Consider the following 23,896-nt stretch of genomic DNA (forward strand, 5'->3'; position numbering starts at 1 on the left):
TCTACTAATAACTAACTCAGAACAAAGAATGGTCCTCTATTATTTATATTATGTTGGCCTCTTGATAAGCCTTTGTAAGAATAAAAAGCTTCTTTTATTTTTTTATGCTCACTAAAGCTACTGACGTTCTTCAAATATTCCCTAATACTAATGTTCCCTGGGACACCGGCTATATCTTTATACAGTTTGTCTTTAATTTCATAGGGTAAAAACTCTAATTTGCTCTTGACTGTGGTTGTATATAACTTATTGGCCTCTTGATTAATCGCAGTCGGAGTCCACGATAAATTGGCAAGCGAATTAAGTTGGTGTGATCCAAATCCCGAACTTTGTTCCACTGTATGTTCCCACTGGTACGCAGGATCATTATTAAACTGATGGCCACTTCTTCTATAATTTAACACTTTATTAGCATCCGGATAAGAGTCCCATTTTTCTCTGAACTTGGTATCGCTCTCTTTATTTAACTCTTCCAGTTCCTCAGGCGCAACAGGTAAGGCTTCTGCTGGTATTTTGGTATAGGCTGATCCGTATCCTAAGAATTTTCCGTAGTATATTCCGCCATTCTCATGTTTAGCTTTAAAGTCATACGTAAAATCTCCATTAGCTCCCGGTGTTAAGTCTTCTACCTGATAAGCTTTTTTACCCTGTTTTATAAAATCACCAACTTGTATTGGTGGAGTTAATACGACCTTCTCTACATCATGCTCTGTAACTCCTACTTCTTCCAAAATCGCTATAATGCTATCTACCAACTTGAAAATTTCTCTCTGAATTTCAGATTTTCTACTTTCATCTTTCTCCGCTTTTAATTCACTTTCTTTAGTTTTTATTTCCGCATGTTTAGTTACAGCATTAGTAAGTTTTGTCTTGAATTTTGTTCTCTCCTTTTTCTGTTCTTCCGATAAGGACTCTTTGTGTTTGTCTAATTCAGCTCTTCTATCAGCTACAGCTGTTAGGAAATCTTTTTTCTCTGAAGCTACCATAAGCGATGGATTATCTTCGCTTCCTTCAAAGAATATAGTATGATTTGCTTTTCCCGCTTTAAAGACTTTCTTGAATCCAAGAAAACTCATAATTTTCTCTTTCACCTCCTGCACCTTCGCCACCAGGCTCTCCACCATTCCCACCAGCTTATCAATTACCCAGGTCAGGCCGACATCCACTTTCTCCCGCACCAGTTCCAGGGCATCGCGCAGGCGCTCGCTCAGGTTCAGGCCTACCTGGTTAGCCAGGAAACCGATAACCACCGGCACCCCGCGCGCCAGCGCATTTTCCAGGAAGTCGCCTGCCTTCTGGATGCTGCCCTGCGCAATTTCCAGGGTGCCTTCCACGAAAGAGTTCACGATCTCCAGCATCTGCTTCAGGTACCTGATAAACGACTGGATGGCTTTGTACAAGGCAATGGCACTGTTTACCACGGCCATAATACCGGTCGGGTCGAGCATGCTCAGCAATTTCTGTGTTACCTTTTTAATGATCTGGTCCATCACGAAGCTCTTCACGGCTCCCAGCACCATATCCCAGACGTTGTTTAGCTTCTCTTTTATTTTATCGCCTATCACGGCCAGGAAGCCACGCTTGCGAACATCCTGCACAAACTCGTACGCCTCACCAGCCATCCCTATTATTTTCTCAGCTTTGGCTATCAGGTTTTTAATTTTGTCAACCTTCTCTTTACCGATCCGCTCTTCAAGCTTTTTCCAGATTTTCTCCATCGTGATGTCGAGCACCACCAGCAACCATTTCAACAGCCCAACCACCGTAAAGTCTGTCGGAATCGGGATGCCTGCCGCCTCTACCTCCGACAGGAACCAGACCTTGAGCCCCTCTACCAGGTGCACCAGCACATTATTAAAGAACTGGCTAAAGCCTTGCTTAATGGCTCTTAACAGGTTCATGAAGAAACCCGACACGTTTGCCTTAATCGCGCTCCAGGCTTTTTTCACATTGTCGATAAGCTTGAACACCAGGTCAACCGGGAAGCCCATCATGCGCAGGATCACTTCTATCAGCGCCATGATTACGGTAATAGCGAAACGCACCAGCCGCGCGATCGGGTTGGCAAACGTTTTAATGATCTTGCCAAAGGCCAGCACCGGCACCAGCAGATCTTTCCATGTAAAGGATTCCCACAGACTTGTAAACAGCCCTTTCACATATTCCCAGCTGAAGCCAAGCGTTTTCACGGCAGCGTCTATTTTCTGCGTGGCCCTGTCGATGGCGCCGCTCTCTTTCATTTTGTTGAACTGCTCCTCCCCGTTCTCCGACAGCAGCATAAAGCCTTTGATCAGGTTTTCGGTGGTGCGCGGCACTTTCTCGCCGGTAAACGGATCTCGGCTGATGAGCACCGTAATCAGGTAATAGCCTTTGCGTTTTTTGGCTTCCCTGGAGATCCACTGGAACAGCACATCCTTCACAATTTTCAGGATCATGATGCCAGTTTCCACCACGTATTCCCCTACCCGCTTAATCGGCCGCCAGAACGAATCAAAAATCTTCTGGAAAGTTCCCCGCGGGTCCATCAGCGATTCTATGTTCACATAATTCCAGAGACCGGCGAAGGCGGCTTTCAACTCGCTATATGATTTGCCGAAGATTGAAATACCTTTATCGATCCAGGCGGCCACTTTGTTGAAAGTGCCGGTTTCCTGCATCTTCTTGCGCTGCTCCACGCCCCATTCACTCAGGTTGAGGAAGGCATTTAAAATATTGGCTCCGGAAAGCGGCCGAGCTTCGTCGGTAAGCGGATCTTTGCCCATAATCAGGCAGAGCAAATCCCAGAACCTTGTTTTATTTTTAATGTAGTGGGCCAGCGGTATGAGTAGCGCCTGCTTAATGAACTCCAGGAAATCGCGGGCTACGCCTTTGGCAAAGTTGATGATGTGGTTGAAGAAGGAGGTAAAAGCTTCTTCCAACCTGTTAAATACTCCCCCCACATTTCTGACATCAGACAAAGAGAGGCTGTTGAAGAACCTGCTGAAGGTATCGCCTATGTTGCTGATCAGGCTTTTCACCCGCCCGATAGTGCTGTCTACAAACTGCTCCGCTTTCTCCAGGATACCCAGCTCGCGCAGCTTTTGCAACAGCTTATTACCAAAAGGCATCAATTCAACAGCAGCCTCTATAAAGTTTTTGCCTGTAAAAGGCACATCTTCGCCGGATATCGGATCGTAGCCCAAGGCCACCCGCAAGGCTTTGTAGCCGGGCACGTTCATGATCAGGTTACGCACTTTTTTCAGTACCCAGCGCTTGCCTTCCTCCAGCCTGTCGCCTACCCATTCGGCGGCACTACTAATGGCCCCTTTTATCCTGCCGAAAATGCCGCGCTGCACTTTAGGCGCCGATTGGCGATGCACCAACGGGAGCGGCAGAACAGCAGTTTCATTCGTAAATTGTTTTCGTTGCAGTTCTCTCTCCTCTTCCGGTTTTTCTTCCTGACGATGCTGCTCTTCCGGCCGTTCCACTTCTGCTTTGGCTAAAACCCGAGGTGCCAAGGTAAACGGTTTCACTTCTCCTGCCGGCTTGCTTTGTGGTTCAGCTGTCGATTGCTGTTCATCCTCTTTCCGTTGCACATTAAACAGGTCTTTCTGCAGTTCCCGCAACGATTTCGGTTTTTCCTGCACGCCCAGTTCGGGGTTGCGCAGGGCACCTTCCACCAGCTTCATCGGGTCTATAAAGGCAGTCCAGTTGCTGAGCGCGTGTGTCTGCACCTGTATTTCGCCGCCCAGGTTATCGGACCCGGCCGTGTTGCCGTTGATAGTGGTTACGCTGCTGCCATCCGAACTCTCCACAAGGCCGTAGTGGGAGCGCATGTCGCGGTAGGCAATGGCACCCGGCATAGGAGCCACACCAGGAGCCAGCGCCGCCTCCCGCGGAATGGTCATGCGGCCGAGCAGCCACTTCTTCATAGGCAGCCCGGCTTTGTTCAGCGCCCAGAAGGCAAAGATGCCGCACCAGCTCGGCATGGCATCGCGTTTGCCAACACCTGCTTTGCCATCAGGCATTATCACGGCCACACCTTCAACTTCTCTTTTCTTTTTGATGCTCGATTCAGGAACAGTTGTTCCGTCTGCAGGCTGGCCATCTGCCGTAATTTTTTCGGGGCCCAGCGTGGTTTTGAAATACTCGGAGAGGCGTGGCCAGCCAACGCGGTAACCATCGTCGCCGGTTTTATTGGCTATTACCTTACCGGCCTCACCTTTTGCCAGCGAAACAGCAGCAGCCAGGTGTGCCGGGCTACGTTGTATTTTTTTGCGGGATAGGTGTTTTGGGGCAATAGCAGAACTGCCTCCGGCTGCGGTGGCAGGGGAAACGGAGTGGTGACTGGCACCTTGCTGAATGGTGTGCGTTAACTCATGGGCAAGCAGGTGCTGCCCCTCCTGCGAGGCAGGAGCGTATTTGCCGTTGTTAAAGAAAATATCATTCCCGTAGGTGAACGCCTGCGCCTGAATCTGTTGATTCATCTTTGCCGATGTTTCACCGCTATAGATGCGCACGCCACTGAAATCGGCCTGGAAACGGCTCTCCATAAAGCCACGCGTTTCCGAAGGCAAGGGGCTTCCCGTGCCTCTACTGCTCTCCAGTTGGTGCTCAAAGCTATGGTTTTCTTCCTGTGGCGGACCACGCCCAGACCGCTGCACCAGCACGCCCGGCAACCCGTAGTTAAATTTGCAATGGATGTGTACGTGATGCGCAACTGCCTGCCGCTGCAACGCAAAACGACTTGTGCTGCCTGTAGAAGCTGTAGCAAATGATTTGGTTTGAATTTCTTCTTTCTCCGCCTCGCGCTGAACCTTACCTTCCTGACTGGCGCAGGCACTGCATTTGCGTTGTACTTCCTGCTCCTCCTCAACTTGCCGCTGTACTTCCTCCTCCTCTGCCTGGCGCTGCACGTTTAGTTGCAACTTTGGCTGTACTTCCTCTTCCGTTCGCTGCAGTTCTTCCTCCTGCCGCTGTATTTCTTCTTCAGGTGGAGCGGCTGCCGTAGTTTGTGCCGGCTCCGGCATGGTCATGACCTGATGCGCCATTTGGTCCGCCTCCTTCTCCTGCGGATCGTCGGGCTGGCTTACGCTAAGTTTGGGTTGGATGAAGGAAGTTGAAGCTGCTACCTTTTCTGCGGTACCTCTGAAAAAAGCTGGATCATGCTTACGCGCGAAAAACGCCGAAGCCACCTGCCGTTGCACGGTAGTGGCTGGTCTCGTTGTTTTTTCGGCGGTTGAGAACATTTTTTTTAAGACACAAGATTTTAAACACAAGATGTAAGACTTTTTTTGAGAAGTTTTTTCGGACTTCTTCTAACTGCCGCTAGTTTAGGCGCAGCCGTAACTTGTGGTCATTTATTATGACAGGAAGTTTTCAACTTCCGTGAGCCATCAGGTTAATTTCGCTCTTACGGACATCTCAGTCCGTACAAATACGATGACCATACAAATTCCTTATGTTACTGGTATTGCGGCCGCCCCTTGAAGCCAAAACCGCAAAAACCTTTTGGAAGGGCTTTTTCATTAGAATAATTGGGTTTGCTAAGGCACTAAAGCTGCGCACGCTGCAAGGTCTATTTTATTTCATGCCCAGTCGGTTCGTAGCAACTCCTTCATCCAGGGCAGTTTAAGGTAGCTGATAGTCCAGGGGAGTTGTTGTAGCAGGATGTCGAGAGTGTTTTGTTCTACCTGTAAAAGCCAGGTCTCTTCTTTTCGGATCAGGTTGCCACGGCGCTGCAGGAAACCTTCGCGGAGGCCGTCGGGAGAGGTGTTTTTCAGGGCACCCCAGTGGGAAATCATGGCGCGTAGCAGCTCTTCTACATGCTGTTTTTCTGCTTCTGAAAGCTCCGTTACAAGGGCTATATTTTCAGTTTCAGTTACACCACATAACACCTTGTTGAGCAGCGTTTCATACTCGCGGTAATCGAGGTGGCCGAATACCAGGTAATGCAATAGGGCGATAGCTTTATCTACGTAAATGAGCTTGCTTTCAGACATTAATTTACAGGCGCTGAACAAGCCAGGCAGAAAAGGAGCGGCCAGTATTAAGCCAGCATTTTTAATTACTACTCCTTCTGCTATTCTTTCTTTATTATTATCGGTTGCTTCCGGTGTTAAAGCAATGGTTTGTTTTTCTGAAATTATTTGAATGAATTCCCTCTTCTGTGGTACCACCTGCTCCTTTACAAAGCTTTTCAGCAGTTTGCTTTTGAAAACAGCCTCCAGCAAAGCTGTAACCTGCTCCGCTTCCAACTGCTTAATCATAGCTGTTAGCCAGCTATTAATAGCAGGTGCTGCGGCAGAAATATTAGCCAGGAATAGCACTTTTAATTCAAATAATTTGTGCTGAAAGGCCTGCTTGTTCTGCGCCTGTATAATCGATTCAAACTCCCGATAAGCTGCCAGTGCATCGGCTTTAGCAGCCGCACCTGCAGCAGATAATAGCAGCGAAACCGTCCCTGCCAATATATTATCGCTGAACTGGTTAACCAATCGTCTGGCACCGGTTGCCGAAGCTAAAGCGCTTTGTACTTGCGCCCGGACAGCACCAGAAACAGTAGCTGGCGCAGCATTACCAACCCATTCAAAAGATTTAAGAATATCGGTTTCAAAAGCCTCATGACCAGACACCTCGTACCACCATGGCAGCACGCCATTTTTTAGAAAATAGCACAATGCTTTTAGTGTTCGCTCTTCAGCAGAAAAGTTTACCGTACTGTTTTCAGCAGTGTAGTTACTGCTTAACAGTTTCGCTTTCTGATGCTCCAACTGCTCCCGAACCTGCCTTACCACCTGCTCTATCAGGCGCGGCTCTAATTCCTCCTCCGGCAGGTTGTGCAGCTGAATATCCAGCCGCTCCAGCACCAGCCATTCCTGTGGCGAAACCAGGGCATCGAAGGCATCGCTCAACTGCTTCTGAAGCTCATTGCTCTGCACCAGCCCGGCCACCTTTGCCTGCAGGGCAAGGGCATTGGTTGTAGTAGCTGTAATGTGCCACGACTGCCGGTGAATAAGGTGCTGCTGCTCCATCTTAAACCTTGATTAAAAGGATTTTCCTGATTTTAAATTATTCTAATGAAATTGGCCTTCCGAAGGCTTCTTTTAGATTTTAGACGCTAGATGTTAGACTTTTTATTAGTTAAAAATGAAAAGTTAAATTTATGAGTTGAAACTTTTTCATCCATTCACTATTACTTCATCTTAAAATTCCCAAATCTTCACATCTCCAAATTAATCAACCAGTAATCAAATTATTCTAATGAAAATGCCCTTCCGAAGGGTTTTGGACTTATATACGCCTTAGGGTCATGATCAGCCGCGAGGGCTGAGGCTACGGGGGCATGTTTGTTTCAGCTTCCTATGATTTCCCGGATTACCCTTATAAGTTCCTGCAATAGCTCTATGTACTGCACTTTAATGGCTGCTTCGCCGCTGTTGTTGCGGTTGTCGAGTTCGGCTTCCATGTCTTGTAGTAATTTCTGCAGCAGGTCTCGTTCGCGGGCGTTGCTGATGTGCAGTTCCTGCAGTTTTTCTATCGACATTTTTAAAAGTCTTGTCAACAACTCATCCACGTCCTCTTTGCGCATACAGGCGATGTTGATAAGCACCCTGATGTAAATAATGAGCAGCTGCAGCGACAGGGTGCGTGCCACCGCCGGACTGTTTGGCAGGAGCCTGATCCAGGAGGGCTGCATGTGGGCAGTCTCGAAGAACTCTAATGGCACGGTGCCTCTGGAGCTCAATTCGCCAAACATCATCTCAAAAAATAACTGCACATCTTGCAGCACATCCCTGTAACTTCTCATAAATTCATCTGAACCTTGCAGAGGCTCCTGCAACCTAATGAAGTCATGAACTGGCACATCAAAGGTCTGGCATACCTTCTCCTCTTCCTGAGGCCGCTCTTCCCGCACGGTAGCATGCAATTCGGGTAGTTCGGTGGTGCAGGTACCGTTAACTAGATAAGTTCTGAGGGTATAATCTCCGCCCTGTGCATACTGGTGTTCTGGTGTTGTAAATTGGGCCTGACCTGCCACCGGATACTCTTCTTTGGTGCCATCGCCGAAATCTACAATAGCGGTCGTGGCATGGCGCAAGCCCCTGAAGAATACCCGAAGCCGCAGCGCCCCGGTTGGCTCAAATACGCTGCTGCCGGACGGGCTGGCGTGAACCGTAATGCTGAAGGTGGCAGTCTGGCCTTGCAGGGAAGTGTAGTTAAAGGTGATGGTCCTTTGCGGCTCGCCATTCAGGTTTGCTGCTGAGGGCAGGAACTCGTAATTACCGCTGCCTGCTTCTGTCTCGCTCACAGCCACTCCAACCAAGGTACCTCCTGCTGGTTTTATGGTAAATCGCAGCGAATTGGCGGTTTCACAGATTTCGCTTTGCGGCAGGTCTACCTCCGCAGGCTCCGGATTATTCACCTCAACCGTCACATCCTCAACTTTGGCTGTACAAACGCCGTTGCGAACAGTGACTCCTACTGTATAGGTACCGCCCAACCGGTAAGTATGTGGCGGCGGTTTTATGGCCGAAGAGGTGCTCTCATCGCCAAAGTCCCATTCTGCTGCGGTTACCATGTCTGGCCGATCCAGTACAAATTCGTAGGTGAGCGGGTTTTCAGGCCTTTCCTTTGCCAGAATTTTAACCGCTGGCATACGGTACACAATTACCGAAATAGTTTGGGACTGATCTTCTAAGGTGTAAGTAAATGAAACAGTCACCTTCCTTTGCTCGTCCGGAATGATGACTTTAGCTGGCACAAAAGCGAACACACCCTCTCCTTTATCCGCTACAGCATCGCCCTGGTCGGTAGTTATTTTACCGCCGGTTGGGCTGGTCTGGAACGTGTACTCTTCTTCATCGGCCTGGCAATATTCTTCTGTGTCGAGACCGAAAGAAAGTTTGGGTGGCGGTATGTTAATGATAAACTGCATGGGCGGGCAGTCGGAACAGCAGAGGTAAGGCAGGTAAAAATCTGCGATCACGATGCCGTTGCCAATGTTCCGGAGCTGGTTGTCGAATCGGCCCTGCCCCCGCAGCACATCGGCTATTTTAATGCCAAGCATTTCCTCTATCTCCTGCCGCAGCAATCCTTTGCTTTGTAGCATGTTTATCTTTTTCGTGAATTCTGTCCGCTGCTTGGCCGTGTACACCTCTTTTTTAGTGGTTCGATTAGTGGTGGCAGTAACTCTGTCAGCAGTGACGACGATTTCATCAAGTATAAAATCGGTTAGATCAGTGACGCCTCTCACGGGTGGTATTCCCGGTGCATCAGGATTATCAGGCACCAGGTCGCGGTATACTATTACGAAGGTACCTCCTACCGGCACGCCGCCTTTGTGCTGCAGGCCCGGGTGCGCATTACTGAACTCCCGGAGCGTCTGCATCTTTTTCAGTTTCTCCACCCGCTCCAGGTATTCGGCATACAAAGCTCTGAAAGGAGCAAGCTCACAAAGGTTCAGCAGTTCTTTCAGGCATTCGCTGGCGGCAAAGCGGTCTTGTACCAGGCTATTGGTGGCTCTATTAGTCGGTTGTAAGATTTTACCTAGCTCCTGCAGCACCTCCTGCATAGCGGTATAAGTGTAGGTGCTTAACGTTTCGGGCAGGGTTTGCGACAGGGATACGAGCAGCTGAATGAGCTGCACGAAATAGATCACCGCATCTGTTTCCTGGTTAGTTGGCGCTACCGAAGTCACATCCCTGATTTCCATCAGTTTCAGCAGGTTTGCCCGCTTCATGCTCTCCATCAGCTCAATCCCAGTCACCTTCTTTTCTACCAGGTTTGGCTGCAACTTTTCATACACATAACCCACCGAGCTTTCGCGATAATAAAGCACATCGCTACAGCCCTGGATCAGGTTTACCGCGCTTTTTTGTAATTCATCCCGCTCCACCGAAGATCCCTCGGCCATGTTGGCAGTGCGCTTGTCAAGGCGATAGATACAACTCAGGGCTTTGCATAATTTGCAAAGCAGCTCCGCCCGCAGTGTTTCGTACAGCGCCTGCAGGTCCTGGAAGTGGCAGGGAAATTTGGTGGGGTCGATCGTGTTGGGAATAGAATCTACCGTTACGGCTACCACATCAAACGGCAGGCGGTGTTTGGTGCGGGTGTCCTGTAGCGTTGCCAGCACCGAGGTAAAGCTTTTCCCGATGTGCCCCTCTACCCGGAAAAAGTTGTAAGGCTCCAGATCGTAGAACAAGGGGTTCTTCACAAAATCGTCGGTAGTATTGTAAGTCGGGTTGTAGTGCAGATTCTGCTTTTCCTTGCCTTTTTGTGTAAGCTTCGGATTCCAAACGTCCAGTAGTCTTTTGCTTGCCTCGTTTGCGGAATAATAATACGGAATCGCCCGCTCTCCCAGCACATGCTTACCCAGCACAGAAGGCGTTACGCGGATATTAGCATCTATGAGCCGGGTTACGGCTGCGGCAGGAGCCGGAATACGGAAGTTCGTGATCAGACGCTCCAGCCGTTTGAACAGAGCCTGAAAGGTGTTGTATTTTTTATGGCTGGCGTGGAGCGGAGAAGGAATAAAAAAGTTGCGGAATTTGCTTTTCGCCACACCACCTCCACCAGTAAGTTCGCCGAGGAACAGGTGTCTTGGAAACAGCGCTTCCGGAGGCGTGCACATGCCCATCAGTTCGTGCGCTGCCGTGCGCCACTCCTGGTAAGCCAGCAGCAGATCACAGAAAAAGCCGTGGTAGTACTGGAAGTGCAGAAGGCTGTTGCCTACAATGGTCCCGTTATGCAAAAAGGCGAATTTGGTATTGAAATCGCTGAAAGGGTTTGGCTGGTTCTCCAGGTATGGTTTAAAGGAATCGTAGGCCTTGCCCAGTGCAACGCCTACTCCATCTACAAACTCTTTGCTGAAAACTTTCTGGTAGGCTTCGTACAGTTGGCTGGCTGTTTCCAGGGTAGTGGCCTGCACATCGAAGCGGGGCAGCCGGAGGTCGGACAAGGTATAAATAGCAGGGAAGACTTCGCCGGAACCGGATGCGTTGGCCTTTTGATTCAGCTCGTTGATGATAGCGGTGGCATTGGCTACAGAAATCAGCAGCTTCCGGATGTTCACGTAAACCTTTACACCTTTGTCGTCGCAGGAAGTGGGGTCGCAGTTTTTCGCTTTTTCTTCCAGAATTTCATAAAAGAGCAGGCATACTTTGTTGTTCAGGAATGAAGGGCTCAGCTCCAGGTCTGTCGCTTCTTCGTCTTCCTGCGCTATCAGTTCCCAAAGCGCATAGCGTTGCGTGTTGCCATCCACGAACACCGGGTAGCGCTGCTCTTTCAATGCATCGAAGGTGCGGTACTTTTTATAGTTGATGGCGGCCTCGCTGTTTTCAATGCCCTGCACGATCAGGTAGCCATGCGAGGTTACACCGGTGCCTTTGGTAATGGTCACCGTTTTACCGTCTGCCGCCTTACTTACTTGCAGCCCGCACAAAATGCCGATACCGATCAGGTTGGTCCGGGTCAGGCGCTCCTGCTGGTCCAGGAAATGGAACATATGGTTCAGGTCCTCCGCCGTCAGAATCTGATCGGGTTGAAAGTCGGGATAATCGTAATCCTTCAAATCAGTTTTTACCGGTATCATGGCAATGGGATTTAAATTACAAAGCGGTATGGTTCAGGTACACACGGTTCTCATCGTTACCGTCCACGCAATCGTGCAGCGTTGGCGGCGGGTAAATGCTTTTCAGTTCTCCGAAGGCAGTAACCAGGTCTGCCAGCTTCGCTGATTTGGCCTTGGGCGGGGCGCTGAGCCAGGCACAGAACGCTTCTTCTAAAGCGGCGTACACCACCCTGGTTACCCAGCAGATTTTGGCCATCACATGCGCTGGCATTTCCGCCCGTATCGTCTGTTCGGCAAATCGTCTGAATTCGAAATGATCCCGGGCCAGGTCTGTTTCGCCATCGAACACCAAGGTGATCCGATAGGAATAAGGGTCTTCTTCGCCACAGAAGCTGCAGTCGCTCTCCACGCAAACCGGCAACAGGGCATCGCCTGTTTTTTGTGGACGCAGCAGGAGGTGCTCTACCAGCATGAACTGCTCATCGTGCAGGTACTGATTCGCAAACGCTACCAGTTCGTCTACCTTGGCTTCGGCCTCGGCTTGTGTGTCAAAGGCAGCTTCGTGTGCAGCTATAGAAGGACTTTTTAATTGGATATAGAATTTCTCCTCCTCTTCCACTACTATGTAATCCGACTTACTGCACACATGTTTCAGGATAAGAACGATGTACAGGTTTAGCTCCTTCAGCAGTTGATCACGGTCTTCGTTTTCGAATAGTGTGGTGGCCGTTAGTAGAACATTTCCTGCTTCATCGTGCAGAGAAAGCGAGCTGGAATATACCTCTTTGAACCTGGAGATAGTGTAGTCGAAGTAATTGAGCGATGGCTTTAAACCGAGCAGGGCGCTGATGCGGTGCTGCAGGCCGCTAAGGCTTTTGTGCAGGCAAACTTCTGCTGCTGCCGTATAATCGAAACTCTGCGCTTTATAGGCACTCTGGTAAGGGAACTGCTTCAGAAAGGCTGTCTTTATTCCGATCAGCTTTTCTTTGGCCACCTCTTTCTGGTCTTTGTAAGCGTACAGCAGCAGCGTGTAATCAGAAAAACTTTCGCTGAACCGCGCCAGCAGGTGATCCAGAAAGCGGTTACGACGTTCCAGGAAACTGCCTTTGCTCTCGGTCAGTTCCTGCAGCTTCTCCTGGCTAAAGGCATCGTAGAAATCTGCCTCAAAATTGTCGTACAGGTCATTCTGCAGGATTTCATCTACCAGAAAAACAGGAAAGCTTGTCTGGCTGATTTGGTTGTTGAGTGAAAAGAGGTGCTTCAGGTTAGCCAGCTGACCCAGGTAATTAGCCAGTACCTGTTCAAAGAAATAGAGATACGACTTCAGCTGTTTTGCCTGTGCCTTGCGCAACTCTGTAGCTGTGGAGGGCAGGCCTTCATAACCCGTACCATAAACCTGCGGCAACGAATTCTGCACAGGTTCATAAGCCTGCATTTCCTGGAAGGCACCCTGTAGCACGGGCAGGTCGAGTTCGTGGTCTTTGAGTTTAGGCATGAGGTTGCGGCCCCGCACCACGTGCATCGTGTCCAGCAACTCAGCAGTGTCAGGCAGGAAAGGGAGCCCGTTTTTGAACACCAGGAATTTGGAACCCTCCAGGTAAAAGCGCGGCAGGTGATTCGCTTTTACTTCCAGCTTCCAGGCATCGGAACCCACATTTTTGCCTTCCTTGTTGAAGCGCACGAGCACAAAATTATTCAGGTGCTGCACCCCCGGAATATCCATGATCAGGTTGATGATGTCGGAAGCGTAAAGGGTGCGGTTCAGGATACTGCGCTCCAGGTCTTCGTCCTCGATAAAACCGTGCTTCAGTTTGGGGCCGTCAAAAATTTCGTCTACCGGCCTTTTCTCCAGCTGTTGCTGCAGGGTGTAGAAACGGATGGTGGGGTTCAGGTATTCTTCTATCAGGTAAAAAGCCTCCGACAGCACCTGCTCAATGTCGGCATCGGGCGCTACTTCCAAGTCGGCACACACGCCAATTTCCTCTATTTCTACTTCTTCTATGCGGCAAAAATCTTCGGTAATGTTGCGGTGGCGCAGCAGCACCTGTCTTGCTTCTGCTATGGCTTCATCTGCCGCCGCTACCTTTAGCTGGTACCTAGCCGCCACACCTGCTGCCGTGCTATCGCTCAGAATTTCTCTTATCTGAAGGAGCGTCAGCTTTTTCCGCACCTGGTCCGGCAGCAGCACAAACCGGAACGGCACCTCCTTCAGCGTGAGTACATGGGTGGTACCCGCATCCGGGTCCGTTAAAAATTCCTCAAATGTTATCTCAAAGGTAACATACAAAACTCCCCGCAAGCCTGAAATAAGCCTGCTTTCCAACAAGTCTGCAACGGCACCTTTTTTATCAGCTATAATTTTGGCGTTAACACTGGAAATGGAGCTTTTCGGGTGCCGGAAAAACTTCAGCAGCGGATTTGTTTCCTGCAGCCTATCCACTTCCTGCACCGAAGGGAAACGCACCTCCAGGCGCAGCGTCTCCGGACTGCCATCCAAGAGCAGATTATAAGCCAGCGTTACTTTTCCGGTGTTCAGGTCGCCATGCTCCTCGTCTTTAGCCAGTTCCAGCAGCACATCGTACAGCCCCTTCGGCACCACCTCATGTGTTTTGGGATCTTCGGGTGGTTTTGGTTTTTCGTAGGTGAGTTTGCTTTCCTTGCAATCGACATAGATTTTCGGACCACAGTTACACTTGCTACACCTGATCCAGGCATTCTGTATACCTTCCAAGTCGATGAGCAGGCGGCGGTAATCGTTTATGGTCCAGGGGGCGGTGGTAAGGATGTCGCGGGCCGTAAAAAGTGCCTGCAGGTCCGGGTTAAACCACTCGGGCTTCTCTTCGGCTAGCAGGTCTTTCACCTCAAAAGAGGCGCGGTACGAGAGGTCTGTTAATACATAGCTAAGCGTTTCCAGAATCGTAATGCCAGGGTCGTGGATGTTGTAGTCGGTCCAGAGGCTGCTGCCCAGCTTTTCGATCAGACGAATGCCTTCCTGCCGCAGAAAATCATAATTCTGCGCTTTTGGCAGCACCGGATGCTTGGCTATGGTGATATGGTCAGGCGCAGTCATCAGGTTCAGGCTTTACAGGTTTTGGCAGTACCACGACCACATGTTTCTGAGCCGGGGCGCTTACCAGGATAGAGCGACCTGTAGCGGCAAACACCTGGTCCTGATCGCTGGTTTCGGGTGTTCCATCCATCCTGTTATGAAACAGTTTCAGCTCCAGGATAAAGTCGATGTAAGAGCGCTCTTCTATAAAATTGAGAAGCACACTCTTGCTTATTTTTCCACCAAAATGGATATCGGTATTCAGATCAAATGCCCAGGGGGTTAAGAACTGAACCAGTTCTTCCTGCAAAAGCTGCCTGTAAAAGGCATCGTTGCCAGCTGCCTCGTCGCGCAGCACAACTTGTGTCTGCACCCGTACCTCCTCAAAAACCGGGTTCTCTACATAGAGTTGCATGTTGCAGTTGCTGCGCTTTTTCAGGAACTCCTTTATCTCTTCGAGGCGGTTGCGGCTGGTGTAAGGGCGCAGCGGGTTAATGGCGTTTTTCTGGTGCAGGTCCGGAATGGTGACGACGGTGGTATGGCCTGCTGCCTGTTCGTTATAAATAGTTTGCGTTGGGAGCAGTTCCAGGCGCGTATGGTTCAGGCATTTTACTTTATGGATGTCGGGAAAAGCCTCCAGCACCAGCTGCTCGATATCGCGCATGGTAATGGCCCGGTTCTTATGCCGCAGCCGCTCACTTACGCGGGTGTAAAAGCTCTGGCTGTCTTCCTGGTACCTGCCCCCGAACGAAGCGAAGGGCTGCTCTACTTTTTTGATGGCGGTATCGGGTTCCTGTAATTTAGCAATAGTGTTGGCCGGAAGCGGCTGCTGCAGAAAATCAGGTGCATTCTGGTTATCTGAAAAAGTTACCTGCAGCGCCTGCGCCTTTACCTCCACCAACCGGCACACCTGCTCCGGCAGCTCTTTTATACCAGCCTTCAGCCAATGGTATCCGGAAGGCAGAAGCGTATTACCAGATGTAGCATCGGCTGAAATAGGAAATGAAATAATGCCGCTCCCGATCAGTTGACGGGTGCCATCGTTCAGTTCACTTTTGTCCAGGTCTACCCAGCTATTCTGACGAAGGTAACTCCAGAAAACATGCTCCTCGGGTTTGCTTTGCTGCGGATCGGTTGAGCCTTCCAGCACCTGAAAAAGCACCTCTACCCGCTGCCCCGGCACTGCCCCCTGCAGCCCGATGTAAAACTCCGCGATATGATCAACCGGCTCATCCGCATCTCCGTGCCGGAATTGTGGCAGCAGGTCTACCTTCCCCTCTTCTGCCTGCGCCTTTCCTATAGCCGCATAACCGAAAGGATACAGATGCAGCAACCGAATAGCCTGTGAGCCATCTGAAGCAAAGGTAGTGGTGGCAGAGGCTTCGTAGTTCAGGAAAATAGACTGGACTTTGGGAATGTAAGGAGGTTCAGGCTTGGTAGCATCGGCGGCTATGTTTTTATTCGCGATTCCAATCAGGTGCAGTTGCAGCGCATAGAAATATTCGTCGAACTGGAAACTATCGTTTAGCTGCAGCTTCAGGAAACCACGCTGGCTGACGATGCCGTATGGGTTGTAAGCTTCCTCATAATCCACCACAGCACTGGCTGGTATGGTTGGTGCTGTGGTGGGCAGGTATACATCGGCCATCATGATGGAATCTTTTCCCCAGAACAGCTCCAGTTCTCCCTTCTTTGGTGTGCCTGCATGCTCGGCATTGAGAGTACTCGTAAAATCGCCATCTGTCCAGACACCGTTCTGCAGGAACTTCATTTGGGCCGTCGGGAAGAAAATGCCGGTGGTGTTGTAATCCATGTCCTGAATTGACATGTCCTCTATCTCCGCCCAACTGACAGCTGCCGTGACCTTTACATTTTGCTTGCTGAAAATTTCTTTGCTGCCTATAATCAGACTGGCCCCGCTCTTCGGGTTCTGACCAAAAGGCAAAAAAGGTTTAGACGGATCTATAGCTCCTGCATCAGCAGAAACCTGGAGTTCTTTTAAGCCCGTGGTGCTGAATTTATTCAGATCGCCCACATGTACCGTTACGGTGATGCTACTGATTTTTACCTCCTTCAGCTCCTCATACTGCTCTTTTCCAGCCACGTTTTTCAGCACGAATTTTACCACTGGTGTATCGATGTGCTGGAAAGGGTCGAGATGCACTTTAGGTACAAAAGCGGTAATAGGTGGATCGTCGGAGGAAATATTAATAGTGAAAGTAGCGGTGCCAGCCGATGCGGATGTACTCAAAGTGAGGCTGGTTTTCTGTAACCATTCTTTTTCTGTGGTGAGGTAGCAGTCGAATTCTTTATTGGCCAGCTTCGTTATTTCCTGCCCCTGCAACGTGATGGTGATTTTGCGTTTCCCTTCTTTCAGGAACAGGTAATGCGAGGCAACCGCAAAGCCGATGGCAGCAGGCGGCATGGCAATAGCAGAAAGCGCACCGTCTTTAAATAACTTGTTGGCAAACGGATGCCAGTCTTTAGAAGCAGATGTGAGTTTTGCACCTGCTCCGTCGGCTGATGCTGCCTGTGGCGAAGCAAAGAGCAACCCCTGCTGCGATGCCACCTCAATTTTATCAGAAATGCCTGCTCTGTAAAAAGACTTGAGTGCTGCTACAGTGGCTCGGTTCAGCACTACATCATGGTTGCTGGTATAGCGTACATCCTTGCCCAGACTATCTTTACCAGCTTTAAAAGCAGTACCTTTTTTCACCAGGTACTCCCATTGATGATTGGCAAGTTCCAGTACCAGGTGCACGTGGTTCGGCTGACTTTTCTTAGGCGAAAGCCGCAGCACGTTTTTGTAGTAAAAGTCGAGGTGGCGGCTGGTGTAGGTGTTGAGGTCTTTCTGCGCGTACTGGAACAACTGCAAAAAAGCCAGGTAAAGAGCATAGTGTGGCTCGTGGGTGTTTTGCTCAGTAATTGATTTTACCAGTTGCTGCTGCGCCTCTTTTACCAGCCGGGCATACCCAGAAAGAAACTCGGCAAAAACTGATGTAAGCAAATTGTGGTTGGCGGCATGGTTGAGCACTTTCCATACGTCGGCCTCTGCTATGGCAGTGACAGGGTGGTTATAGATGGTTTTGTCTGCGGTAATTTCTGTCTCATAATAATCTGAAAAGGAGGTAGCTGCTATGGGTTTATAGAGCCAGTCTGCACCCAGTTTGGTTTGCAGCAAACTGATTATCTCAGAGAGTTTGACTTGCGGGTAAGCTAAAATGGTCCAGTCTTTCACTTCCTCATCGGCCACCAGCATCGGGCTGTAAAAATCTACGGCAGCTTTGTAGTAGCCCAGCAACCTTCTGAGCGCTGGTGCCAAACGGGTGCGAACCAGGTTACTGCCGGTGCGCTTCAGCGGCTGGTCTTCCGGAAGTATTTCTGTAAAATAATGGATACGATAAGCAAGCGAAAATATGGCGCTGAAGAGCAACCCGTACCGTTTGCGGAGTTGCGGTGTGTCGTTCTTCAGTTCTTCCGACAGCAGGTTGTTAAGCAAGCCTCTGATCCTGTCTTTAAAATCGTTTACATCCTGCACAGCGATCAGTGCCAGCTGCGCCGACACGTCGGCATCGAAAAAAGGCTGCCAGGTTTCTTTGTCGTGTTTGTTGTCGCTACGGTAGTATTTTATATGAGCAGCCAGGTTGCGGGCGTACACCAGCCAGTTCTCTATCTTGTTTTCGTCGGGCACTGCAAACTGCGCATCGAGTGCCGCCAGGAAACGCTGTTTCCGGCTGATGCCGCTGCGCAGCAAAGAATTCTTATTATGGGAACAAGCTGTGCTCACTTTGACAAATTAAAAATTAGAAATTCAAAATTAGAAATGGCAACAGAACTGCTCTCGTAGCATTTCTCAGCTTTTTGCAATTCACGAATTGCTGAACTTGTTCTGGCAGCCTTGCTTAGCTGTTTAGACGCACCAGGGAATTAAGTTCGGTACCTTCTTCGCGCCAGAAGGGATACACAAAATTGTAGCGGCTGTTCGTGGCGCTGATGATATAATCTATCTCTATCAGGATAATGCCTTCCAGTAAGTTCTGCGTGTTCAGTTCAATCCGCTCCACTTCTATCCGTGCCTCGTAAAACAGGATGGCTTTTTCTATTTTGGTTACCAGGAAGGTGATACTGGAGGTGTCCAGCGTTTCGAACACCATATCTTCCAGGTTGCAGCCGTAGCGCATATCCATTACCCGCTCTCCTACTATGGTTGAAAGCAAAATTGTGAGGCTGTTGTTGATGTCTTCCACGCCTTCTGTCATGGTCACTCCTTTGGAAGTGAGGTCAAAGTGCGGCGGGAAGCTCCAGCCACGGCCAATAAAGTTTCTGTTGTTACTGCGCTGGCTCATTTTTCACCCTCCTATATTTACAGTGAAACACCCCAGAATAATGCTGCCGCCATGCGCCGTGTTGTCGCCAACACGGGCAGCAGGCTTGCCTCCTATCATTACAGTTGCTGACCCTTTAATAATAGAATCCGGTGGACCGGTACAGGTGCACATATCGCCGAGCGTGGCGGCAGGCTGCCCGGCTATAAACACAGTTGGTGCGCCAGGTGGCATTACCGGACCACCTACGTGCGGCACGGGGCCCGGCTGTACCATCGGGCAAAGGTGCATGTCTCCTACTCTCGCTGCGAATGCCATAGTTTTTAGATTTAAGGGGGTTTGTCTGAATCAGGATTTAGCACATTAACTCATTAGCACATGCATCAATTATTCTAATGAAATAGCCCTTCCGAAGGCTTTTCAACTTATTTTGGCCAAGGGTATTCTATAGGTCAAACTGCAAGAAAGTACGAGCTACAAGCTTGCACTAGCGTAATGGGTTACTATTGCTTGCGCACTGGAATAAATTATTCTAATGAAATAGCCCTTCCGAAGGCTTTTTAACTTATTTTGGTCAAGGGTATTCTATAGTTCAAGCAAGAAAACACGAGCTACAAACTCGCACCAGCTTAGAGCTAGACTGACTGAAAATGATCTGGAATAACCTTCGTTCTATTTCTAATTTTGAATTTCTAATTTCTAATTTAGTGCGTAGCGCTTAGCGCTAATTAATATTCACCATCGATCCTTTCAGGGCTGTCATGCCACCGGAGGAATATTCGGCTCCGGCTCCTCCTTCTGCTTTTAGTTGGGCGCTGGCTTTCAGGTTCGTGTTCAGGCCTTCTACCTTCAGCTCGCTGGCTGCTTTAATGGTGAGGTCTTTTATGCTTTCGATGGTGATGCCGTCGGTGTTCATCACGATTTTGTTGCCGTTCTGGTCGGTGATGTTGATGCCCTGGTCTTCTTCTGAAATCACGATTGTGTTGCCGGCTGGGGTTTCGAGCTGGATAATCAGTTTCTCATCATCAAAAAGCATCTTCATCTTCTCCCGCGATACGTAGCCTTTCTCGTGGTTGGTGTCTTTGGCCTGGATGGGCGCTGGCATTTTGCTGCTGTGGAGCATGCCCAGCACCACGGCATGCCGCGGATCTTCGTTCAGGAAACCTACCACCACCTCGTCGTTCAGTTCGGGCCGGAAGAAAAAACCACGCTCGTTTCCGGCATCCAAAGAAGCTACCCGGCACCAGATGCCTTCGTCGCTGGCATGAATGATCGGGATGCGCACCATAATCCGGTCTTCGCCGTCCGGGTCGTTTTCGAGTTGCGTTACCACGCCAATTTGCAGGCCCTGGATGGCTGGCAACATAGCTCCGGCACTTGGTTGCTGCACCTGGTAAGATTGCGTAAACCACTCCGGGTTGGTGCCGAACTGGATGTTGGTAGTCCAGTTACCCTGCTCAATCTGGTGCCGGATGCCGGTTACAAACACAGCGCCTTCGAAGCGCTCGCCCACGCCATTTAGTTGCAGCATGTTGCCTGGTCTAATCTGCGCAAAACCTTCTACCCGCACTCTTCCTCTAATTTTGGCCAGACGGTTTTTTTGCAGGCGCGCGTTGGCCCATTGCTGCAGCTCCGGTTCTGTAATTTTCCCGCTGTGTACCAGCAGCAAAGGCTCTTTAGATGCAGCCACTTTCAGCTGGTCGGCAGACAGGTTTCCGGCAGCGGGTACAGGAGGTTCTGCAGCCTCTATGCCAGTATACAATTCCTGATCCGTGAAATTCCAGGCAACGGCTTTTACGCCAGGCACCTGCAACCGAGCATCTATCTCGGCATCGAGGTCGAGGATGGTGGAGCCGTATTGTGCCGTGAGGATGGGCGAGGCTGTTACATCTGGTTTTTTAATAGATACGTTGCCATCGTCTGTAACCACCAGTTTGCCGTTTACATCGGCCCGGCAGAGCATAAAATCCCAGTCGGTGCTGTTGTACTGCACTACCTCTTTGTGCTGCACCTGTGTTGCCTCCACGTCGTGGCTTGCAGCATACTGACCTAAAAGTTCCTCGAAAATATCGCTGTCTTTTACCTCTTTATAATAGTTGCTTTTAGGCGAAAGGCTCATTTTATACACCTCATCGCGGCACTCTACCAGCAATACCGACGTGCTGTTTTTGATCTTGATGCTTTGTTTGATCACCACGCCTTTAAAAATGGTTTCTTCGTCGCTCACCCAACCTGCTTTTATCTCGATCTTTTTGCCAGGCTCAAACAGGGGCGTGTTGCTGAGCTCAAAAGTTTCGGCGGCGGCATCGCCATCCAGGAAAATAAGTGTGGCAGACGGAATGCGATTCACTTCCTTATCCACCACAATGCTGAGCACATGAAAAGTGGCTGGCACCGTTTCGCCTTCGCTCAGGATGCTGAACGTGCAGACTGACTTGGGCTGTTCGGAAGGAATGACGCGTTCGTTGCTCATGGGATGGCTTCGCCGGATTAAAAATTAGAAATTAGAAATTAAAAATTATGCTGCTTATGTTGGTTTAAGTTGGTTTTTCAGGTTGTTAGCTTTAAAGCCTTGGAACGGGTAAAATGGCTCCAGAAGGCCTTATTCATTCAAATAATTTGTATCTAAGCCGTCAATTTGTACTAATCGTTTACTGGTCTTTTGTCTTCAATCGGCCAGAGGCCGGGGAATAGTCGTCACGAGCGAGGACGCTCGCGCCATTTCTAATTTGGCACAGCATCACGTTTTCTGGAAAGGTGGAAAAAGGATTTGTGTGCCTTCTTTTATTTTTCTGAAATTGGATAACTTGTTTGCCCGCGCCACCTCCAGGTAATACTTCGGGCTTCCGTAAATCAGGTAGCAAAGCCAGGGCAGCGATTCGCCTTTACGGATGGTGCGGATGTGCGTCAGGTCTGGTGATGACTTCCTTTCCTTGGCGGTGCGCTCCGACTCTTCTTCGCTCTGTTTAATCGTAATTTTCACCATCGCCCGGATGGGTGTGCCATCGGGATTAAAAAGTTTGTAGTTGATGGTCATGCCCGTGATGCGACCCTGAAATACCAGTTTGCCCCATATCAGCAGCACATGGTGCGGCTCGTGCACTTCTCCATCGAGCTTAAAGGCCAGATCCTGCAGCTTTTGCAGGTCTTCGTGAATTCCCTTCGGCTTTGGCTTTCCGTCAATAATACCGGTGTTGTCGAACAGGAACTCAAACGATAATTCTTCCGGCTTTTTGAAGGTGAACTTTTGCTGCTTGCCGCTGGTGCCCTGCCCCTGCCCTTCCTTCACCTCCATTTTCAGGTCGATGGCGTAGGTTTCGGGGTTCACCATGGCGTAGTACTCCCCCACGAAGTCCTTGTCTTCCATGGTGGCGGAGCGGTAGGCGCGAATCCACATTTTCTTTACTTCACCTTTTTCTTCCACAGCACTTCTTTTTGAATTAGAAATTAAAAATTATGGCCTGGAGCTATTCAGTCGGTTTTCACCTTTGGAAGGCTGTTTTCATTAGAATAATTTGTCTTCCAACAAGCTTAATTCACCTTTCTTTTTTATCGTTCAGGATTTTGAGAATCTGCTCCACGCACTCCTCTACCAGGCTTTCGTTGCCAGCAGGTTCTGCAGCTGGCTGGCTGCCTCCGCTAGTATCGGTGCCTGGCTGGTTCACCGATACGCTGATGTTTAGTTCTGTTATTTGTATGGGCATTTTTTTTGACGACACAAGATGTTAGACATAAGATTTAAGACTTTGTAAACTACTGTTTATCAAGTTTGATCCTCAGAGAGACATCATCCATTTCAGTTAAAAAAGTAGCGCTTGCCTGCCATTCATAATTTCTAATTTTTAATTTCTAATTGTGCGCAGCACTCTAGTCGACGGTAAAGTAGCTGAAGCTTAGTTCCAGTGTTTCTACCACCACAGAGTTTTCACTGGCATTGAAATCGCTCACGGCCCACTTACGCGGCCAGGCGCGGTTCACTTTCCAGGTTTTGAGGGGCTGGTGCTCAGGGTTGAGCAGTTTAACGATAACCTGCGCCGGTCTGAACTCCCGGTTAAACAGGGCATCGGTGCACCAGGTAATCAGTTCCGAATCGGTGAGCATGCCGCGCTTCAGGACAAGGTCCGAAAATTTGGCCCGCACCGGTAGTTTATGCTCGTACTGGTTCTGCCCGCCTTCTTTAAACGACTCGGTATCGAACTCCACGTTCAGGCCCGACACCGACTGGAAACGCACATCGTTGTCGTTGCCGATTCCCTGGAACTCTACCAGAAAATGGAAGCCAACGGGTGGATAGTAGCCTCCGGCTGAGGGTGTAAGTGCGTCTGCCATGTTAGTTTCTAATTTAGTTTTCTGGTTGCTGGTGCGAGCTTGCCCAGACACTCGCAGGAGCTGCGCACACTGCGAGGTCTTTGCTGTTCCAAATTATTTGAATCAAAAAGCCCTTCCGGAGGTATTTTAGACGTTGAACTCTGCCTGCTCCCACCACACTTTCATTCAATCACTCAAAATTCAAAATCTCCTACTGCACAGTAAAGCATAATTCTAAAACCTGCTCAAGGTTTATGAATTTGCGAATGCCCTAAAGCCCGTCATTCATAATTTCTAATTTTTAATTTCTAATTTAGCTGTGTACTACTGCACAATACTGAGGCCTTCGTGCGCTATTTCTATGGTTTCGATGGCTACCTCGTTGCCGTCTGCTTTCAGGTCGCTGGCCTGCACTTTTAGCGGGAAGGCTTTGAGGGCGCGCCAGGTTAATACCGGCTCGTGCTGCTCGTTCAGGAGCTGAATAATGATGTCGCGACGCTCTACGGTGTTCAGGTTTATGGTGTTAATCCATTTATAGAAATCGGTATCGTCGGCGAAGGTGCCGCGCTTGAGTGTAATGTTGCTGAACTTCGCCAGACCGGGCATCTTGATTTTGGAATAGGTCTTGCTCGAACCCTCGCGGTATTCTATTGCCTCTACCTG

12 protein-coding genes are annotated in these 23,896 nt (G+C 49.5%); all 12 read right to left on the minus strand.

Annotated elements, in window-relative coordinates; translation table 11 throughout:
• Positions 1-11: 11 nt before the first annotated feature.
• Positions 12-5,228 carry an eCIS core domain-containing protein gene (locus tag FVR03_RS05205; RefSeq protein ID WP_255474067.1) on the minus strand — a complete coding sequence of 1,739 codons (5,217 nt, stop codon included), beginning with the start codon at positions 5,226-5,228 and terminating at the stop codon, positions 12-14.
• Between the two features lie 339 nt (positions 5,229-5,567).
• A complete protein-coding gene (locus FVR03_RS05210; RefSeq protein WP_147920703.1) occupies positions 5,568-7,013 on the minus strand; it encodes a contractile injection system tape measure protein in 1,446 nt (481 codons plus the stop codon).
• Positions 7,014-7,333: 320 nt separating this feature from the next.
• Positions 7,334-11,572: a PKD domain-containing protein gene (locus FVR03_RS05215; RefSeq protein WP_147920704.1), complete on the minus strand. Its 4,239-nt coding sequence runs from the start codon at positions 11,570-11,572 to the stop codon at positions 7,334-7,336.
• Between the two features lie 16 nt (positions 11,573-11,588).
• On the minus strand, positions 11,589-14,621 hold the full coding sequence (locus FVR03_RS05220) for a baseplate wedge protein (RefSeq protein ID WP_147920705.1): 3,033 nt from the start codon (positions 14,619-14,621) through the stop codon (positions 11,589-11,591).
• Positions 14,608-18,354, minus strand: coding sequence for a baseplate J/gp47 family protein (locus FVR03_RS05225; protein ID WP_147920706.1), 3,747 nt, complete (start codon positions 18,352-18,354; stop codon positions 14,608-14,610). The genes FVR03_RS05220 and FVR03_RS05225 overlap by 14 nt, the downstream gene beginning before the upstream one ends.
• Positions 18,355-18,502: 148 nt before the next feature.
• Positions 18,503-18,946 (minus strand): GPW/gp25 family protein, encoded by a 444-nt coding sequence (locus tag FVR03_RS05230; protein WP_147920707.1) that lies wholly within the window; start codon positions 18,944-18,946, stop codon positions 18,503-18,505.
• Between the two features lie 3 nt (positions 18,947-18,949).
• Positions 18,950-19,243, minus strand: coding sequence for a PAAR domain-containing protein (locus tag FVR03_RS05235; RefSeq protein ID WP_147920708.1), 294 nt, complete (start codon positions 19,241-19,243; stop codon positions 18,950-18,952).
• A 406-nt stretch (positions 19,244-19,649) separates the two neighbouring features.
• Positions 19,650-21,398 (minus strand): type VI secretion system tip protein VgrG, encoded by a 1,749-nt coding sequence (gene vgrG / locus FVR03_RS05240; protein ID WP_147920709.1) that lies wholly within the window; start codon positions 21,396-21,398, stop codon positions 19,650-19,652.
• 267 nt (positions 21,399-21,665) lie between these two features.
• On the minus strand, positions 21,666-22,349 hold the full coding sequence (locus tag FVR03_RS05245; protein WP_255474068.1) for a CIS tube protein: 684 nt from the start codon (positions 22,347-22,349) through the stop codon (positions 21,666-21,668).
• Positions 22,350-22,461: 112 nt separating this feature from the next.
• A complete protein-coding gene (locus FVR03_RS24285; protein WP_187270047.1) occupies positions 22,462-22,629 on the minus strand; it encodes a DUF5908 family protein in 168 nt (55 codons plus the stop codon).
• Between the two features lie 163 nt (positions 22,630-22,792).
• Positions 22,793-23,254: a phage tail protein gene (locus tag FVR03_RS05250; protein WP_147920710.1), complete on the minus strand. Its 462-nt coding sequence runs from the start codon at positions 23,252-23,254 to the stop codon at positions 22,793-22,795.
• A 303-nt stretch (positions 23,255-23,557) separates the two neighbouring features.
• The coding region (locus FVR03_RS05255) for a phage tail protein (RefSeq protein WP_147920711.1) at positions 23,558-23,896 on the minus strand (339 nt) is incomplete at its 5' end.

It is taken from the genome of Pontibacter qinzhouensis, from assembly GCF_008017455.1.
Lineage (GTDB): Bacteria > Bacteroidota > Bacteroidia > Cytophagales > Hymenobacteraceae > Pontibacter > Pontibacter qinzhouensis.

What these genes read in the sequence shown, in the direction of transcription:
- FVR03_RS05230 (WP_147920707.1), bottom strand. Translation starts at nt 18,946, where the DNA reads ATGAGCCAGCGCAGTAACAACAGAAACTTTATTGGCCGTGGCTGGAGC.
- FVR03_RS05235 (WP_147920708.1), bottom strand. Translation starts at nt 19,243, where the DNA reads ATGGCATTCGCAGCGAGAGTAGGAGACATGCACCTTTGCCCGATGGTA.
- FVR03_RS24285 (WP_187270047.1), bottom strand. Translation starts at nt 22,629, where the DNA reads ATGCCCATACAAATAACAGAACTAAACATCAGCGTATCGGTGAACCAG.
- FVR03_RS05250 (WP_147920710.1), bottom strand. Translation starts at nt 23,254, where the DNA reads ATGGCAGACGCACTTACACCCTCAGCCGGAGGCTACTATCCACCCGTT.
- FVR03_RS05215 (WP_147920704.1), bottom strand. Translation starts at nt 11,572, where the DNA reads ATGATACCGGTAAAAACTGATTTGAAGGATTACGATTATCCCGACTTT.
- vgrG (WP_147920709.1), bottom strand. Translation starts at nt 21,398, where the DNA reads ATGAGCAACGAACGCGTCATTCCTTCCGAACAGCCCAAGTCAGTCTGC.
- FVR03_RS05205 (WP_255474067.1), bottom strand. Translation starts at nt 5,228, where the DNA reads ATGTTCTCAACCGCCGAAAAAACAACGAGACCAGCCACTACCGTGCAA.
- FVR03_RS05220 (WP_147920705.1), bottom strand. Translation starts at nt 14,621, where the DNA reads ATGACTGCGCCTGACCATATCACCATAGCCAAGCATCCGGTGCTGCCA.
- FVR03_RS05210 (WP_147920703.1), bottom strand. Translation starts at nt 7,013, where the DNA reads ATGGAGCAGCAGCACCTTATTCACCGGCAGTCGTGGCACATTACAGCT.